The sequence below is a fragment of the Roseateles oligotrophus genome (genome assembly GCF_025717515.1).
Lineage (GTDB): Bacteria > Pseudomonadota > Gammaproteobacteria > Burkholderiales > Burkholderiaceae_C > Paucibacter_A > Paucibacter_A oligotrophus.
Window position 1 is genome coordinate 318831 of sequence record NZ_JAJIRN010000008.1, and the last position, 16773, is coordinate 335603.

The 16773-nt window shown below is 57.6% G+C and carries 17 protein-coding genes; 16 read left to right on the plus strand and 1 reads right to left on the minus strand.

What is annotated here, in order from left to right; translation table 11 throughout:
• Positions 1-76: 76 nt before the first annotated feature.
• Positions 77-1612, minus strand: coding sequence for a methyl-accepting chemotaxis protein (locus LNV07_RS18865; protein ID WP_263572716.1), 1536 nt, complete (start codon positions 1610-1612; stop codon positions 77-79).
• A 160-nt stretch (positions 1613-1772) separates the two neighbouring features.
• On the opposite strand from LNV07_RS18865, the gene LNV07_RS18870 reads away from it, so the two are divergent.
• From LNV07_RS18870 to LNV07_RS18945, 16 genes are all read left to right on the plus strand, one after another.
• Positions 1773-2189 carry a gamma-butyrobetaine hydroxylase family protein gene (locus LNV07_RS18870; RefSeq protein WP_263572717.1) on the plus strand — a complete coding sequence of 139 codons (417 nt, stop codon included), beginning with the start codon at positions 1773-1775 and terminating at the stop codon, positions 2187-2189.
• Between the two features lie 47 nt (positions 2190-2236).
• On the plus strand, positions 2237-2563 hold the full coding sequence (locus tag LNV07_RS18875; protein WP_263572718.1) for a type II toxin-antitoxin system RelE/ParE family toxin: 327 nt from the start codon (positions 2237-2239) through the stop codon (positions 2561-2563).
• Positions 2556-2873: a helix-turn-helix domain-containing protein gene (locus LNV07_RS18880; protein WP_263572719.1), complete on the plus strand. Its 318-nt coding sequence runs from the start codon at positions 2556-2558 to the stop codon at positions 2871-2873. Before LNV07_RS18875 ends, LNV07_RS18880 begins: the two co-directional genes overlap by 8 nt.
• 63 nt (positions 2874-2936) lie before the next feature.
• Positions 2937-3668 carry a bifunctional demethylmenaquinone methyltransferase/2-methoxy-6-polyprenyl-1,4-benzoquinol methylase UbiE gene (gene ubiE, locus LNV07_RS18885; protein ID WP_263572720.1) on the plus strand — a complete coding sequence of 244 codons (732 nt, stop codon included), beginning with the start codon at positions 2937-2939 and terminating at the stop codon, positions 3666-3668.
• 374 nt (positions 3669-4042) lie between these two features.
• On the plus strand, positions 4043-5077 hold the full coding sequence (locus LNV07_RS18890) for an EpsD family peptidyl-prolyl cis-trans isomerase (RefSeq protein WP_263572721.1): 1035 nt from the start codon (positions 4043-4045) through the stop codon (positions 5075-5077).
• 5 nt (positions 5078-5082) lie between these two features.
• The gene (gene epsE, locus LNV07_RS18895) at positions 5083-5970 is read left to right on the plus strand and encodes a polysaccharide export protein EpsE (protein ID WP_263572722.1); all 888 of its coding nucleotides are present in this window, start codon (positions 5083-5085) and stop codon (positions 5968-5970) included.
• Positions 5971-5982: 12 nt separating this feature from the next.
• A complete protein-coding gene (gene epsF, locus LNV07_RS18900) occupies positions 5983-7413 on the plus strand; it encodes a chain length determinant protein EpsF (protein ID WP_263572723.1) in 1431 nt (476 codons plus the stop codon).
• Between the two features lie 24 nt (positions 7414-7437).
• Positions 7438-8328 (plus strand): polysaccharide biosynthesis tyrosine autokinase, encoded by an 891-nt coding sequence (locus LNV07_RS18905; RefSeq protein WP_263572724.1) that lies wholly within the window; start codon positions 7438-7440, stop codon positions 8326-8328.
• Between the two features lie 7 nt (positions 8329-8335).
• Positions 8336-9247 carry an exosortase B gene (xrtB, locus tag LNV07_RS18910; protein ID WP_263572725.1) on the plus strand — a complete coding sequence of 304 codons (912 nt, stop codon included), beginning with the start codon at positions 8336-8338 and terminating at the stop codon, positions 9245-9247.
• A complete protein-coding gene (epsI, locus tag LNV07_RS18915) occupies positions 9244-9951 on the plus strand; it encodes an exosortase-associated protein EpsI, B-type (protein WP_263572726.1) in 708 nt (235 codons plus the stop codon). Before xrtB ends, epsI begins: the two co-directional genes overlap by 4 nt.
• A 1-nt stretch (position 9952) precedes the next feature.
• Positions 9953-11077, plus strand: a complete 1125-nt coding sequence (gene gmd, locus LNV07_RS18920; protein ID WP_263572727.1) for a GDP-mannose 4,6-dehydratase — start codon at positions 9953-9955, stop codon at positions 11075-11077.
• 121 nt (positions 11078-11198) lie between these two features.
• Positions 11199-11966, plus strand: coding sequence for a polysaccharide deacetylase family protein (locus tag LNV07_RS18925; protein ID WP_263572728.1), 768 nt, complete (start codon positions 11199-11201; stop codon positions 11964-11966).
• Between the two features lie 37 nt (positions 11967-12003).
• Positions 12004-12942 (plus strand): GDP-L-fucose synthase, encoded by a 939-nt coding sequence (fcl, locus tag LNV07_RS18930; protein WP_263572729.1) that lies wholly within the window; start codon positions 12004-12006, stop codon positions 12940-12942.
• A gap of 34 nt (positions 12943-12976) precedes the next feature.
• Positions 12977-14476, plus strand: coding sequence for an oligosaccharide flippase family protein (locus LNV07_RS18935; protein WP_263572730.1), 1500 nt, complete (start codon positions 12977-12979; stop codon positions 14474-14476).
• Between the two features lies 1 nt (position 14477).
• Positions 14478-15965: an O-antigen ligase family protein gene (locus LNV07_RS18940; RefSeq protein WP_263572731.1), complete on the plus strand. Its 1488-nt coding sequence runs from the start codon at positions 14478-14480 to the stop codon at positions 15963-15965.
• Positions 15966-16010: 45 nt separating this feature from the next.
• Positions 16011-16772: a glycosyltransferase family 2 protein gene (locus tag LNV07_RS18945; RefSeq protein ID WP_263572732.1), complete on the plus strand. Its 762-nt coding sequence runs from the start codon at positions 16011-16013 to the stop codon at positions 16770-16772.
• Position 16773: the final 1 nt, after the last annotated feature.

The window sequence follows — 16773 nt, forward strand, 5'->3', positions numbered from 1 at the left end:
CGGCCGCGCTCAAGTTCTCGAGCGGGCCGCAGACTCAAGCAGCAAGGCGCCTCCCGGCGCCCGACGCAAGCAGAAATCAGGCGCGCAACTTGAAGGCCGCCACCGAGTCCACCAATTGCGAGGCCTGATCGCGCAGACTTTGTGCCGCTGCCGCGGACTCCTCCACCAAGGCGGCATTTTGCTGGGTCATCTTGTCCAGCGCGCCGACCGCCTGGCCGATCTCGCCCAGGGTCAAAGCCTGTGCCGAGGTCGAGCCTGAAATCTCCGCCACGATTTGCGTCACACGCTGCACGCTCTGCACCACTTCGCCGATGGTGTCGCCGGTGTCCTGCACCAGTTTGGCTCCGCTCTCGACCTTCTCCACCGAGGTGGAGATCAAGGCCTTGATTTCGCGCGCGGCCTGTGCGCTGCGCTGCGCCAGCAAACGCACCTCGCTGGCCACCACCGCGAAGCCGCGTCCTTGTTCGCCGGCCCGGGCCGCTTCCACGGCCGCGTTCAGCGCCAGGATATTGGTCTGGAAGGCGATGCTGTCGATCACGCCGATGATGTCGGAGATCTTGTTGGACGACTGCTGAATTTCCTGCATGGTTGCCACCACGCGGCTGACCATGGCGCCGCCTCGGTCGGCCACCGCCGAGGCCGATTGCGCCAAGCCGTCCGCCTGGCGCGCGGCATCCGCATTGCTGCGCACACCTTCGCCAAGTTGTTGCATCGCCGCGCCGGTTTGTTCCAGGCTGCTGGCGGCCTGCTCGGTGCGGTTGGACAGATCCATATTGCCGGTGGCAATCTCGGCCGAGGCAATGCGCACCTGTTCGGCCGCGCTTCGCACGCCTGAAATCGTGTTCGACAGTTGCTGCTGCATCTGTTGCAGTGACTGCGTCAGGTCGGCGAGTTCATCGCTGCCTTGTGACTGCACATTCATCGTCAAGTCGCCATCGGCGATGCTGTGCGACAGCGCCTGCGCCTGCTCGATCGGCTTGATCACCGAGCGCGTGATGGCCAGCGCGATCACCACGCCCAGGCCGATCGCCAGCACCAGCAGCAGCAAGACCAGATTGCTGGCCGACTCGGCCTGCGCCTCGGCATCGTTTTTGGCCTCGTTCAAGCGTTCGCGGGTATGGTCGGCATAGGCATTGATGGCATCAAGATAAGACTCCATCGCGGGAATCAACTCTGCGATGACGCGCGAGCGGATGTCCTGGCCATCCTTTTTGAGCTTGCTCAGCTCGTCCCGTATGGTTTGGTACTGCTTGCGGGTGCCGCCAATCTTGTCACTCAAACGCTCGGAGGCAGGCGTCTTGCTGAGCTTGTCTAACTCGGTCTGAATCTTGTCCACTCGGGCCGAGGTTTCCTTGGCCTTGCTGGTAAAGGCTTTGACGAACTCGGCGTCGTCGATGGCCAGGGTGACGATGCGCCGCTGTATGTTCGACTCCGTCAGCCCCGCCCATTGCCGAGCCAATTCCAGCGTGTGCATATCGGTCTCGACCAATTGCTCGATGCGGGCATTCAGTTGATTGACCCGCATCACCCCCACCACCGAGGCCACCAACATCAAGCTCATCACCAGAGCGAAGCCGGCCAGCACACGCGCGCGCAAGCGCCAGGAAAGCATTGTTGTACCCATTGATTCGCCCCGATTCCAGTTTCAATAAAACGAATCAGTATCTGCGCAGGGCGAAGCCTTGAAAGCTTGAATAGAAGGGTAAGCCCGGATGGGGCCGCTAAACTCCCGCTCTTGCGCAGCAGTACTCCATTCAGCGAGATTCGTATCCATGGCCGGCCTCAACCCCACCACCCCCACGCCCACCGAAATCACCGTGCACCAGGCCTCCAAGGTGCTGGAGGTGGCGTTTTCGGATGGCGCGCGCTTTCGGATCCCGTTCGAACTGATGCGCGTCTACAGCCCCTCGGCCGAGGTCAAAGGCCACGGCCCCGGCCAAGAAACGCTGCAAACCGGCAAACGCGAGGTTCTGATCACCGCACTCGCCCCGGTCGGCCACTACGCCGTGCAGCCGCAGTTTTCCGACGGTCACGACAGCGGCCTGTTCTCCTGGGACTATCTGTATGAGCTGGGCGCCAACGAGGCGCGGCTGTGGCAAGACTATGAGGTCCGCTTGGCAGCGGCCGGCGCCAACCGGGATCAGCCGATGGCAGTAGCAGCCCCTGCCGCGTCGAGCGGCTGCCATTAGCGTGTTGTGGATGGTTAGCGAATTTGCTAACATCCGGGCCAGCAGCTATGAGCTTCCAAATTGAGTATTTTCACGAACGAATCCTCGCGGAAATCGAATCTTGGCCGGTTGATGTGCTGGCTGACTACGCCCGCTTGCTGGAATTGCTGGCCGAGCATGGCCCCAGTCTTCGCCTGCCGCACTCGCGAGCATTCGGAGGCGGGCTGTTCGAATTGCGCCCGCGTGGACGATCCGGCATAGGCCGCGCCTTTTATTGTTTTTTGGTGGGCAAGCGAGTGGTGATCTTGCATGCCTTCATCAAGAAAACACAGCAAACGCCTGACGGTGAATTGAAAACCGCGCGCAAGCGCCTGAAGGAGGTCCAAGATGGCTGATCTGAATTACAAGCCCGTGCGCCACGATCACGCGGCCTTCATCGCAAAAGCAAAGCAAAGAGCGGGTTTCACCGACGCGTACGACGAACTCGAACTCGAATATGCGTTGGCCAGTCAAATGCTGACGGCGCGCTCCAAAGCCGGGCTGACCCAAGATGCCGTGGCCGAGCGCATGGGCACCACCAAAAGCGCGATTTCCCGGCTTGAGTCGGCCGGCCGACATGCGCCCTCACTCGCGACGCTGAAAAAATATGCATCGGCTGTGGGCTGTGATCTGCAGGTCAAGCTGGTGCCGCACAAGTCGAGCTGATGGCCTTTATCGCCCACTGGGCGCCGTCAATTTCCAATCAAATCCTGACCCCGAGACATCCCCATGACCAGCACCCATTTCGGCTACAAAACCGTTGACGAACGCGAGAAGGCCAGCCGCGTGCGCGGTGTGTTCGATTCGGTCGCCTCGCGCTACGACGTGATGAACGACCTGATGTCCATGGGCATGCACCGTGCCTGGAAGGCCTACACCGTGGCGGTGGCCAACCTCAAGGCCGGCGAACGAGTGCTCGACATCGCCGGCGGCACCGGCGATTTGTCGCGTGCTTTTGCCCGCAAGGTCGGCGACAGCGGCATGGTCGTGCACACCGACATCAACGAGGCGATGCTGCGCCAGGGCCGCAACCGCCTGCTCGACGAAGGCCTGATCTTGCCCACCGGCCTGTGCGATGCCGAAAAGCTGCCCTTCAAATCTGGCAGTTTCGATTTGGTCAGCGTCGCCTTCGGTCTGCGCAATATGACCCACAAGGATCAAGCACTGGCCGAGATGTGCCGGGTGCTCAAGCCGGGCGGGCGCTTGCTGGTGCTGGAGTTCTCCAAGGTCGCCGCGCCGCTGCAAAAGCCCTATGACTGGTACTCGTTCAAGATCCTGCCGCGCCTGGGTCAAATGATTGCCGGCGACGCCGACAGCTACCGCTACCTAGCCGAATCCATCCGCATGCATCCGGGCCAGCAAGAACTCAAAGCGATGATGAAAACCGCCGGCTTCGGCCATGTCGATGTGCACAACCTCAGCGCCGGGGTGGTGGCGCTGCATGCCGGGATCAAGTGCTGAACGTGCCGATAGAGTTGGCGGCCGCTTCTTCCTGGCCGCTCGGCACTTGCAGCGAGGCCAAGGCAACCACAGCGCGCGGTTGATGCAGCCCTCCGGGAATTTGGCGGGAGTCGGCTGAGCCGGTTCGCCCCCCCCTGAACCAATGCCCCCAACCCCGGCCTGCATCAGAACAAGTCATTTGAAGCTTGTTCATCCGGGTAAACCGTAGGCAATCCGACCGGGATTTGCCTTGGTGGCGGGATGAATTGTCATTTTCCAAAGTTACACTCGCACGTCCCAAAAGGGCAGAACGGCGTGCTGCATTGCAGCAACACAAGAATTCAGAGATGCCGGGGCCGGCACCTCGAGTGGATTAGATCAAGGGTAGACAAGTCATGAAGCTGAAGACGACTCAACAACAAGAATTCCTGGCCGCACGCAAGACCTTGCACACCGCGCCGCGCCTGTCGGCTCTGGTTGCCGCCGTCGCGGTGACCGTGCTGCTGGCCGCTTGCGGTGGTGGTGGCAAGTCCGACAAGGCCTCGCAGACTGCGGCCAAGGTCAATAAAGAAGAGATCACCGTTCATCAGATCAACTTTGTGCTGCAGCGCCAACAAGGCCTCAAGCCCGAGCAGGCCGAAGCCGCCTCCAAGCAAGTGCTGGAGCGTCTGATCGAGCAAGAACTCGCCGTGCAAAAAGGCCAAGAGCTGAAGATTGACCGCGACCCCAAGGTGGTCCAGCAGATCGAAGCCGCCAAGCGCGAAATCATCGCCCGCGCCTATGTCGAGCGCATCGGTGAGTCCATCGCTAAGCCGACGGCCGAAGAAGTCAGCAAGTACTACAACGAGAAGCCGGCGCTGTTCAAAGACCGCCGCATCTTCAGTCTGCAAGAGCTGGCCATTGAAGCCACGCCCGAGCAGTTCCCAGTCATCCGCGAAAAGCTGCAATCCTCCAAGAGCATGGCCGAATTCGCCGAGTTCTTGAAGGCGAGCAATATCCGCTTCAACGGCAACCAGGCCGTGCGTGCCGCCGAGCAGCTGCCGCTGGCCGGCCTCGACGCCATCTCGCGCATGAAGGACGGCGACTCCGCCGTCACGCAAACCCCCACCGGCATGACCGTCTTGTTCCTGGTCGGCTCGCGCAGCCAGCCGGTTGACGAAGCCCGCGCCAAGCCTGCGATCGAAGCCTTCCTGGGCAACCAGCGCAAGTCCGAGCAAGTGCAAAAAGACATCAAGGCGCTGCGTGAAGCCGCCAAGATCGAATACATCGGCAAGTTTGCCGAAGGCGCACCGGGCAAGGCCGGCGCGGCACCTGCTTCGGCACCTGTTGCAGCCGCCACCGGCGACGCTCCGGCTGCAGCTGCACCCGTGGCTCCGGCCGCCAGCGGCCTCGACGCCAACGCCATCTCCAAGGGCATGGGCCTGAAGTGAAAGCCATGAAGAAGATGAGCGAGCAGAAAACCATGATGAAGATGAAGCCCATGAGCATGAACAAGGCCTTGTTGGCTTGTGCATTGATGGCAACCCAGGCAACGCTGCTGGCCCCGGCCTTCGCGCAAACTACCGCCGCCGCTGCTCCCGTCGCCTCCGCTTCAGCCGAATACCGACTCGGCGCCGGTGACGTGATGCGCATCTCGGTCTATCAAAACCCCGACCTGACGCTGGAGACACGCGTCTCCGAGAACAACGTCATCTCCTTCCCCTTGCTGGGCAGCATTCGCGTCGGTGGCCTCAGCGTCACGCAGGCCGAGCAGCTGATCAGCGACGGGCTCAAGAAGGGCAACTTCGTCAAGAACCCGCAAGTCACCATCGTGGTCTTGCAGGTCAAGGGCAACCAAGCCAGCGTCTTGGGCCAAGTCAACCGCCCGGGCCGTTACCCGATTGAAACAGCCGATATGCGCCTGACCGATCTGATCGCCAACGCCGGCGGTGTGGTCACCGGTGTGGGCTCCGAAACGCTGATCCTGTCGGGCAAGCGCGAAGGCAAGCCTTACCGTTTGGAAATCGACTTGCCTGGCATCTTTGCGGTCGGTGGTGGTGCGCAAGACGTCTTCATCCAGAACGGCGACGTGGTCTGGGTGGACCGTGCGCCAATGGTCTACATCTACGGTGAAGTGCAGCGCCCCGGCCCGATGCGCCTGGAGCGCGGCATGACGCTGATGCAGAGTTTGGCCACGGGTGGCGGCATCACGCAGCGCGGTACCGAAAAGGGCATCCGCGTGCACCGCAAGAACGCCGACGGCAAGGTCGAAATCATTCAACTCCCGATGGACGAGAGTTTGAAAGATGGCGACGTTGTTTATGTCAAAGAGAGTTTGTTCTAAGGATCGCCGACCATGAGTTTCGGACAATTTATCGCCATATTGCGCGCCCGGTGGGTTCTCTCGGCAGCACTATTTGCCCTGACGGTTTTGACAACGGTTGTCGTCAGTCTTTTGCTGCCAAAGCAGTACTCAGCTGTTGCGTCGGTCGTTATTGACCCCAAACCAGATCCGTTGTCTTCGGTTTTGTATGGTGGCGGCGCAAACCCTGCTTTCATGGCCACTCAGGTCGATGTCATCCAGAGTGATCGGGTCGCGCTGCGCGTTGTTCGTAACTTGAAGCTTGGTGAAAATCCGCAAGTGCGGGCTCAATGGCTGGAAGAAACAAAAGGCATCGGCAGTGTGGAGAGTTGGCTGGCTGAGTCTTTTCAGAAGAACTTGGACGTCAAGCCCTCCCGAGAGTCGAACGTCATTTCGGTTGGTTATCGGGGCACAGACCCTCGATTTGCTGCGGCCCTTGCCAATGCATTCGTTCAGTCTTTTGCGGAAGTCACGCTGGAGCTGAAGGTTGATCCAGCCAAACAGTACGGAGCATTTTTCGACGTCCGTGCAAAAGAAGCGCGTGATTCGCTAGAAAAAGTTCAATCAAAGCTGAGTGATTTCCAAAAGGAAAGCGGTATTACTGCGGCCGATGAGCGTTTGGATATTGAAAACGCTAGGCTGAATGAGCTTTCCACTCAGTTGGTCGGATTGCAAGCGTTGGCCAGTGATTCGGGCAGTCGGCAATCTATTTCAAAGGGCGCCGGTGGCGACCGTATGCAAGAAGTTTTGGGTAACCCGCTGATTTCCAGTCTCAAGGCCGACCAGACGAGATTGGAAGCTCGGCTGGAAGAATTGAATTCCAAGCTCGGTACCAGTCATCCTCAAGTTATCGAAGCCAAGGCCAATTTGACCGAGTTGAACAAGCGCGTCGTCGAAGAGACGGCCAAGGTCAGCAGCAGTCTCGGGCTTGCCAACTCGATCAACAACCAACGCCTGGGCGAGCTGCGTACATCCCTGGAAGCGCAGCGTGCCAAGGTGTTGCAGATGAAGGCCGTGCGAGATCAGGCTGCCGTTTTGGCCAGGGATGTCGAGAGCGCGCAGCGTGCCTATGACATGGTTCTGGCGCGCTTGAATCAGACCAATCTTGAAAGTCAGACGACACAGAGCTATGTCAGCGTGCTGACGCAGGCAGAGCCACCGCTGAAACCATCTTCGCCGCGCATTTTCCTGAATACGGCGTTGTCGGTTTTCGTAGGTACTCTGTTGGCATTGGGTGCAGCTTTCCTGCTTGAAATGCTTGACCGCCGTGTGCGCAGTGTCGATGACATTGCCACTGCCATCGGCCTGCCCGTCATTGGCACTCTTCCTAAGCCAGGCACTTCAATTGCTGCGCAGCGAGGCTTGGGCAGCTTGATGCAGCAGCGCATTCTTGGCCAATTGGCTGCGCCTTCCAAGGGGGCGTAAATGTCACACCAATCAGAATCGACCATGACAGACCGAGCTTCTTCCGCAGTAAGCGGTGCCAACTCCAAGCCCGATGTCCGGGATCGCTCCATTGGCGACATCATTGCCGACACCCGCAATCTGAGTGTCGAGCAGGTTGAGAAGATTGTTGCTCATCAAAAGCAGACCGGCGCTCGCTTTGGTGAGGCCGCAATTGCCTTGGGCTTTGCCAGTTCAGATGATGTGTTGTTCGCACTGGCACAGCAATATCACTACCCTCTGGCAGCCGAAGACCAGCGCAAGCTCAGTCCGGAACTGGTGACTTTGAACCAGCCGTTTTCGGCACAGTCCGAGGCCTTCCGGGCTCTGCGTAGCCAGATCATCATGCGGGTGTTGGGCGACGAGGGTTCCGAGCGTCATTCCTTGGCCGTGGTCAGTCCGGACAATGGTGACGGCAAGACGTTTTTTGCCGCAAATTTGGCCGTCACCCTGGCGCAATTGGGTGGCCGTACCTTGCTGGTGGACGCGGATATGCGCTCGCCCAGGTTGCATGAGGTCTTCGGCTTGACAAATGCGACCGGTTTGTCCGGCATCTTGTCGGGTCGATCCGAGAACCAAGTCGTGCAGCAAGTGCCAAGCGTGCCCAATCTATTCTTGTTGCCGGTTGGCGCCACGCCACCGAATCCGGTGGAGCTGGTGGAGCGGCCTGCTTTTGGGTTGCTGGTTCGCGAGTTGGCGGGCAAGTTCGACCATGTGGTGGTCGACACCCCGGCCGGATCACTCGGCTCGGACGCTGCAGTGATCGCCTCCAAATGCGGCGCTGCGGTCATCATCGCTCGCAAGAATTCCTCGCGGGTTGAGGCGCTTCAACAATTGGTCTCCTTGTTGAGTGATGGTCGTACCAAGCTCGCCGGGGTGGTGATCAACGAGTTCTGAGTAGACGATGATGAGCGACTCAAAGCCGCAGCCTGCGACTGGCGGTCGGGAATGGTGGGCGGATATTTTGCCCAAGGGCGCCGATTTGATCGGTTTGCTGATTCTCCTGACCGGTTTGGCCGTCATGTTTGGCCCGACGGGGGCACATTTGGCCGGCACGGTCTGGGTCAAAGATGAGCAGGGCCACGGCCCCATCATCTTTGCCGTGGTGTTGTGGCTGCTCTATGGCAAACGGCATGCGTTCGCCGAACTGGTGGCCAAGCCAAAACCCATCGCCGGCAGTCTGTTGCTGGCGCTGGGCCTGATGCTCTATGTGCTGGGGCGCTCGCAAGCCGTATTGATGTTTGAAGTCGGCGCCTTGATCCCGATCTCCATCGGCTTGATTTTGCTGTTCAAAGGCGTTGAAGCCTTGCGCCTGGTCTGGTTTCCAATTTTTTTCTTGATTTTCATGGTGCCTTTGCCAGCCACCTTGGTGATCGCCATCACCACACCGTTGAAGACCGCTGTTTCGGCGGTGGCCAGCAGCCTGCTTTACAACATCGGTTATCCCGTCGGGCGCAGCGGCGTGATCTTGACGGTCGGCCCTTATCAGCTTCTGGTGGCTGATGCCTGCGCCGGTTTGAACTCGATGTTCACGCTGGAGGCGCTGGGCCTGCTCTACATGAATTTGATGAACTACAAGTCGGCGGCCAGAAATGTGGCCTTGGCCGTGTTGATCATCCCGATCTCCTTTGTGGCCAACATCATCCGGGTGATGATTTTGGTCTTGGTTACGTACCACTTTGGTGACGAAGCCGGCCAAGGTTTCGTGCATGGTTTTGCGGGCATGGTGCTCTTCATCGTGGCGCTGTCTTTGATATTGTTTGTGGATCACGGTATGAATGCGGCAGCCAAATATGCAAAGGCGGTGTTCAAGTGAACTCGCGCCGCACCGCTCTGGTCGTGATGGCCGCCATGTTGGGTTCGGCCGCCTTGGCGGATTGGGCTCGGCCCACCATCAAGGTGTCCGACTCCTTCAAGAATTTCAAACTCGATGCCGTATTCCCCAAGTCCTTCGGGGATTGGCGTGTCGATGAAAACCTGCCCGTGATCGTGCCTCCGCCCGATCAACAAGCCCAGTTGGACAAAATATATAACCAGACGCTGGCTCGCACCTATGTCAACCGTGAGGGGGCTCGCGTGATGTTGTCGGTCGCTTATGGCGGCGACCAATCCGACGGTTTGACCGTCCATGTGCCCGATGTTTGCTATGTCTCCCAGGGCTTTCGCATGGGTGAAACGCGCGATGCAACTTTGCAGGTGTCCGGGGATATTGTCATACCCGTGCGACATTTGATGATGACAATGGGGCCGCGCTTGGAGGTCGTCACTTATTGGGTACTGATGGGTGACGAGGCGACCACCTCTAACACCCAACGCAAGTGGGTATCCATTCGTTATGGGCTCAAGCGGCAAATTCCTGAAGGCATGTTGATTCGCGTCTCGTCCATCAATCCGGAGATGGATAAAGCGATACCGCTGCACAAAGATTTTATTAATCAATTGATGCTGGCCATGCCTGAAAACCAACGTGACCGGGTGATTGGTCGGGTGTCTGTCAAAAAAGATGATTCGAGAAGTTGAAATGACACAGAACAAAAAAGTAGCTTTGATTACTGGCGTGACTGGCCAAGACGGCGCTTACCTGGCGGAGTTGCTGCTCTCCAAGGGTTACGACGTGCACGGCATCAAGCGCCGTTCGTCCTCGTTCAACACCGACCGCATCGACCATCTGTACCAAGATCCGCATGTCGACAAGAAGAACTTCACCCTGCATTACGGTGACCTGACCGACAGCAGCAACCTGATCCGCATCATCCAGCAAGTGCAGCCGGACGAGATCTACAACCTTGGTGCGATGAGCCATGTGGCCGTCAGCTTCGAGAGCCCCGAGTACACGGCAGATGCCGACGGCATGGGTACGCTGCGTATCCTGGAGGCCATCCGGATCCTGGGCCTGGAGAAGAAGACCCGCTTTTACCAAGCCTCGACCTCCGAGCTTTACGGTCTGGTGCAAGAGATTCCCCAAAAGGAAACCACGCCCTTCTACCCACGCAGCCCTTACGCCGTGGCCAAGATGTACGCCTACTGGATCACGGTCAACTACCGCGAGGCCTACGGCATCTACGCCTGCAACGGCATTCTGTTCAACCACGAGAGCCCGCTGCGCGGCGAAACCTTCGTTACCCGCAAGATCACCCGCGCCATTTCGCGTATCGCGCTGGGCCTGCAAGACTGCCTGTACCTGGGCAATATGAGCGCGCTGCGTGACTGGGGCCATGCCCGCGACTACGTGCTGATGCAATGGATGATGCTGCAGCAAGAAGTGGCCGAAGACTTCGTCATCGCCACCGGCGTGCAGTACAGCGTGCGCCAGTTCGTTGAGTTCGCCGCTCTTGAGTTGGGCATCACCATCGCCTTCACGGGCGAAGGCGCGGATGAGATCGGCACCGTGTCCGCCGTCACCGGCGACAAGGCCAAGTGCAAGGTCGGTGATGTGATCGTCAAGGTCGATCCGCGTTATTACCGCCCGACCGAAGTTGAAACCCTCTTGGGCGACCCGACCAAGGCCAAAGAGAAACTCGGCTGGGTGCCCACCACCACCTTGCGTGAATTGGTGGCCGAAATGGTCGAGGCCGATTACACATCGGCGCGCCGCGACAGCCTGGTGAAGATGGCCGGATTCAAGGCTTACGACTACAACGAGTAATTTCGATATACGTGCTTAGCCGCCGAATCATCCGAGTAGACGCGGACTAGTCTGGAATATTTTTGAATATTTCGGCTTTAGGTTAGCCGGGTGAGTTTGATCGTCGGGGAGGAATACCTATATGCTGCTCAAAAGGCTGAAACATCCGATCGAGCGAGCCATAGATCGTTGCTTGCCCTTGCGAGAGTTTGAACGACTTCAATGGCAGGGCCCAGCGGCCGTCAGCTTTGTGTTCGATGACGGATTTGCCGAGGATTTCGAATACGGTGTCAAGGTATTGGATGAGTTTGGAGTCAAAGGTGTATTCGCGCCCAGCTCCGATCTGGTCGGCAGCAAGGGTTATTTATCTGCCTCGGCGTTGCGCGAGATGGCGCTTGGCGGGCACGAGATTGCAAGCCATATGGACAGCCACACGGCGCTGTGGAATCGGCCGGCCGAGCAACTACCACAAGCATTGATCCGTTCTCGCGACGAATTGAGTCTGATGGTGGGCAAACAGGTAGATTGTTTGGTCTATCCCTATGGCGCGAATACGCGCCGTATCAGGGCCGAGGCGACCCAGGTCTATGGCTCGGCTTTCACAACCTGGACGGGTTTGAATGCGGGGGTATTCAATCGTTATGCGATTCGACGCTTTGCATTTGGCTCGCATACCAAGCCCGGTGAAGACCGGCTTGAGCATTACTTAACCCTGCTGCAATCGGCGCGACAGGCAAATGCCTGGTTGGTCTTTATGCTGCATACCCATGCGCCCGCACATGATGCTTATCAAAGCGATTGCCTCAGGCGTGTCATTGCTCAGGCTTTAGAGAGCGGGGTAGCTGTGATGACGGCTCGGGATGCATTGCAAAGAAGTAGTATCAATATAGAAATGGTGCCGGCTAAATAGTCCGACGCAGCTAAAAGCAGCAGAGGGGAATTGAAAAATGGATAAGAAAAGCAAAATATTCGTCTCCGGCCATCGCGGCATGGTGGGTTCGGCCTTGGTGCGGCGTCTGCAAAAAGCCGGCTACAGCAATATCATCACGCGCGGTCGTACCGAGCTGGATCTGATGAACCAGCAAGCGGTGCACAATTTCCTGGCCGAAGAAAAACCGGACTACATCTATATTGCAGCCGCCAAGGTCGGCGGCATCAATGCCAACAATACCTACCGGGCCGACTTCCTTTATCAAAATCTGCTGATAGAAGCGAACCTGATCCACGGAGCCCATATGGCCGGCGTGCAGCGGCTGATGTTCCTGGGCTCCAGCTGCATTTACCCGCGTGATTGCCCGCAGCCGATCAAAGAAGAATATTTGCTGACCGGCCCCTTGGAGCAAACCAATGAGCCCTATGCAATTGCAAAAATCGCCGGCATCAAACTGGCGGAAAGTTATGGTAAACAATATGGCCGCCAATACATCAGCGCCATGCCCACCAATCTCTATGGGCCCAACGACAACTACGACCTTAGCAACAGCCATGTGCTGCCCGCGCTGATCCGCAAGGCACACGAAGCTAAGCTGCGCGGCGACGCCGAGTATGTGGTCTGGGGCACGGGCACGCCGATGCGCGAATTCCTCTATGTCGATGACCTGGCCGATGCCTGCGTCTACCTGATGGAATCCGGTTATGACGGCCCCTTGGTCAATGTCGGCACCGGCACCGATGTGACCATCCGCGAATTGGCCGAGACGGTCATGAAAGTGGTGGGCTTTGAGGGCCGCATTGTGTTTGATGCGAGCAAGCCGGACGGTACGCCGCGCAAGTTGATGGATGTGGGCCGCCTTGCTGGCTTGGGTTGGCGCGCCTCCACCGGCCTGAGTGCCGGTGTCTCCTTGGCTTATCAGGACTTTCTGAGCAAGCAAAGCCAAACGGCTTGAACAACAAGCACCACTTCCGAGAAGCCACCCCCAAATGCCCGCTGTGCGCGCCGACAATTCCAGCCTGACCAAGCGCGCGATGCGAGCGGTCGCCTGGGGCTATGGAGGCACTTTCGTTCGCATGGCCATGCAGCTAGGCGCACAGGCGGTGCTGGCTCGGCTCTTGGGCCCTGCCGAATTCGGGGTTTTTGCTGCTTTGATGCTCTTGGCTGCTGTGGCCGTATTGGCGGCCGACTTGGTCAGCGCGCCCATTATTCAGTCGGCGGACTTGACCGCGGAGCAGCTGGCCTTTGCCTGTGCTTGCCAATTGTTTGGTTCGCTGCTGGTGGCGATATTGGTCATGGCCTGCTTGCCCTTCTACCGGGCCATGTTTCCGCTGTTGGATGATATTGGCCTCGGCCTGGCCTTTATGGCCGCTGGCACGCTGGTCACGGGGCTGAGTGGTGTATCCCTGTCCTTGTTGAGGCGCCATTTGCGCTATCGCGAGATTCAAACGGCTCAAGTGGCGGGATATTTTGCCGGCTATATCTTGCTGGCGATTCCGCTGGCCTTGGCGGGATTCAAAACCTATCAGGTGCTGGTGTTGGCCTGGCTGGGGCAGGCGGTAGTCAGTTCTGCTTTGCTGTATGCCGCCGAACGGCATGCATGGACCTTGTCTTTCTCGGTTCGGGCCAACGCCAAGTTCCTGACCTTCGGGGCTCAAATCTCGCTGGGCAATATCGGCAATTGGTTGGCCAGCAGTGGGGACAGAGTCTTGGTCACCAAATTCGCCGGGCCCGTCGAAATCGGCTACTACAACACCATGCTGAATTTGTTGATGACGCCGGTGGTGCAGTTGGCTGCCTCGCTCAATACCGTGGCGTTTTCGGTTGCGGCCCAGTCCAGCCAGGAGACCCGAAGGCGCGGCGCCTTGGCCTATCTCAATTTAACCGCCATGGTCGCCTGCCTTTTGTATGGCGTGTTTTTTGCGTTTCCGGAGAGCTTTGTCGCCCTGATCTACGGGCCACGCTGGTTGGGCGGTGCGGCCTTTGTTCAGCCTTTTTGCTTGGCGGCGGTGGGTTTTGCGATCGGTGCGGCCGCCAATGCCGTGTTGACGTCTACTGGCAAAGGATCGGCGGTGGCCATGGTGCAGGCAGCCACCGCCTGCCTGCTGCTGATCGCCGTGTTTGTCGCGTTGCGCAGCTCGGTGCTCTTGGCCGCGCAGTGGATGGCCGGCGTCTACCTTTTGCGGGCCATCGCCTTGACTCTGCTCAGCCTGCGGCATGTCGGCGCCGGCTTGGCGGGCGGCTTGACCATTATTGCGCTGCCACTGTTCTGGCTTTGCGTTCAGGTGCTCTTGGCAAGACAAGTCGCCGATGTTCTTGCTTTGCAACAGGCTCTTGTGCGAATGCTCCTATCGCTTGGCGCGGGGTGTTTGATGCTTGGTTTGGCGCTGGCTCTGCGGCGGCAAGTATTCCTACACGATGCACAACTGCTGTTGACCCGATTGCTCGCGCGGTTGTTCCCTAATTTTTCTTTTGGTCAAAAGGCCTGAAATGAAATTCAAGCTTGGCTTTGCTCGCCCCGTTGTACTGGGCCCAAATTTCAACCAGGGTCGGAAGGTGAGAAAACCGGTATCCCGGTTTGTGATACCCGCTTTGGGCATTCTTCTCGCATTGTTTTTTGGACTGGCTGCAGCGGTTCTGCCTTGGCAGTTCTTGGTGGGCATTGCGGGTCTGCCTTTGTTGCTTTTGATCGGGTTGGCATTCCCGCTGCCAATTTTTGCAATATCACTGTTGTTGATGTTTGGGCTTGTGCCTGAGTTCATCATGGCCGCATTGCCTCTTGGTGGTGCCGCCTTAAGGCCCCCCGAATTGATGCTGATCTTCTTGTTTGTGGTTGTCGGCTTCAAATCACTTGTCCAGGGAGTTTCCTTGGTCGCGCCGCTGAAGCAGATAAAGGTTCTTCTGTTTGTGCTGGCCTTGGGCCTGTTCCTGGGTGTATTGAAGGGTAAATTTGTTTCACATAATGTGCTGGCCATGGCAGATGCAAGGCAATTTGTGGGATGGCTGGCTTTGCCGATATCGATATGGTTTTTGAGTACCAAGCCGGAGGTTTTGCATAAGCTCGTCATCGGTATTGCCATTCTTTCCGCGGTATTAATGTTGGCCCAATTGGCCCTGGGTGTTCAGTTGATTTTTGGGTTCCGAGGTGCCGAAACACTCGGTACGGAATTCAGAGACGTTACTCGCAGCGCCATTGGTGGCGGTTTATTCTTTTTGGCGTACGCTGCCTATAGTTTGTTCCTGAGTGCCTGCCATAGCGAGAAAAATAGATTGATATATTTGGTTGGCTGTATTCTTGCGATTGGGGGCGTGGTCGCCAGTTTTAATAGAGGGGTCTGGGCTGGTTTTGTACTTTGCGCCTTATTGCTGTTGGTCTTTAAGCCAAAAACACGGCATGGCTTTTTGATGCCGCTCGTGGCTCTATTGCTGATGGTGTCGATCGGGCTTGCCGGGCTGTTCGTCGCTAAGCCACGCGTTGCGGATGCGATGCTCAGTCGAGTGCTAAGTTTGCAGGAGGAAGGCAAACGAGGCTCTTCCTTAGGGTTCCGTTTCGAGGAGAACTCACAAGCTGTCGAGGCAATCCGAAAGAATCCCTTGCTTGGGGTAGGCATGGGGGGCGAGTATAAACATGCGTATAGGCAGCTAGGCGTTGGCGGTGGGTTTGATACCGAGAATTCATACATTCACAATGGTTACTTGTCCTTGTGGCTGAAGTTGGGCCTGATGGGGGCGATAATTCCTGTGGCCTTGCTGTATTTTGTGGGGAAAGGCTTTGCCAATGTGGCGAAAAATCGGTCGACAGAAGTCCCTGTTGAGCACAAGCTCAAATGTTTAAGTGCAGTAGCTGCAATAGCCTTGTCTTTTGTTAGCGCTTTGACGAGTCCTGACTGGTCAACGATGGGCCAGTTGGCAGCTTTTTCAATATTCATAGCTATTTTGATAGTGCCCGTGAAAGCGGGTGCAGATGTTCGTGCTTGAACGAATGTTTTCTTATTCGCTTATGTGCTCAAAGGTTTTTGAATAATGTTTGTTTCAATAGTGACCTGCACTTGGAATAGCATGGCGACCATAGTACAAACTATTGCGTCGGTTGATCAGCAAATTGGCGCTGACTATGAGCAAATTTTTGTCGATGGAGGGTCTACCGATGGCACGCTTGAATATTTGGAAAGCTTGCCGGGTCGTAGGCGGATACTTCGAAACGTGTCGGGCGGGATTGCTCGGGCCATGAATGCCGGCGCCTTGGAGGCCAAGGGTGAATACCTGTGCCACCTTCATTCCGATGACTATTTTCTGCACTCTCATGTATTGAGTCGTGTGGCCCAGCACTTTGAGCGGTCCAAGGCAGATTGGTTGTTTGGCCGCATTTTGAGCGACGTGGACGGCGCCTTGATTCCCGAACAGTACCGTGTGCCCGAATACAGTTTCAAACGACTGGTGCAGGGCAATTTTGTACCGCATCCTGCAACCTTTATTCGAACCCGCGTTTTCAATGAGATCGGTGGCTTTCGCGAAGACTTGCGTTTGGCCATGGACTATGAGTTTTTTCTCCGTCTCGCCAGCAAGTACGAACCGCTGGCTTTGAAGGAGGCGTTGGCGGTGTTCCGCCGCCATGAGGGTAGCGCCACGCAAAAGAATCGATTGGCCTCCTTTGAGGAGGATCACCGGGTTCGCATGCAATATGCCGGTGAGTCTCTGAGCGAACGTTTGATGCACGCTGCCCGGTATCAGGTGCGCAAACGGCGCTTATTGGCCCAGTTGGCTCAGTTGGCACAAGAGACTTGAG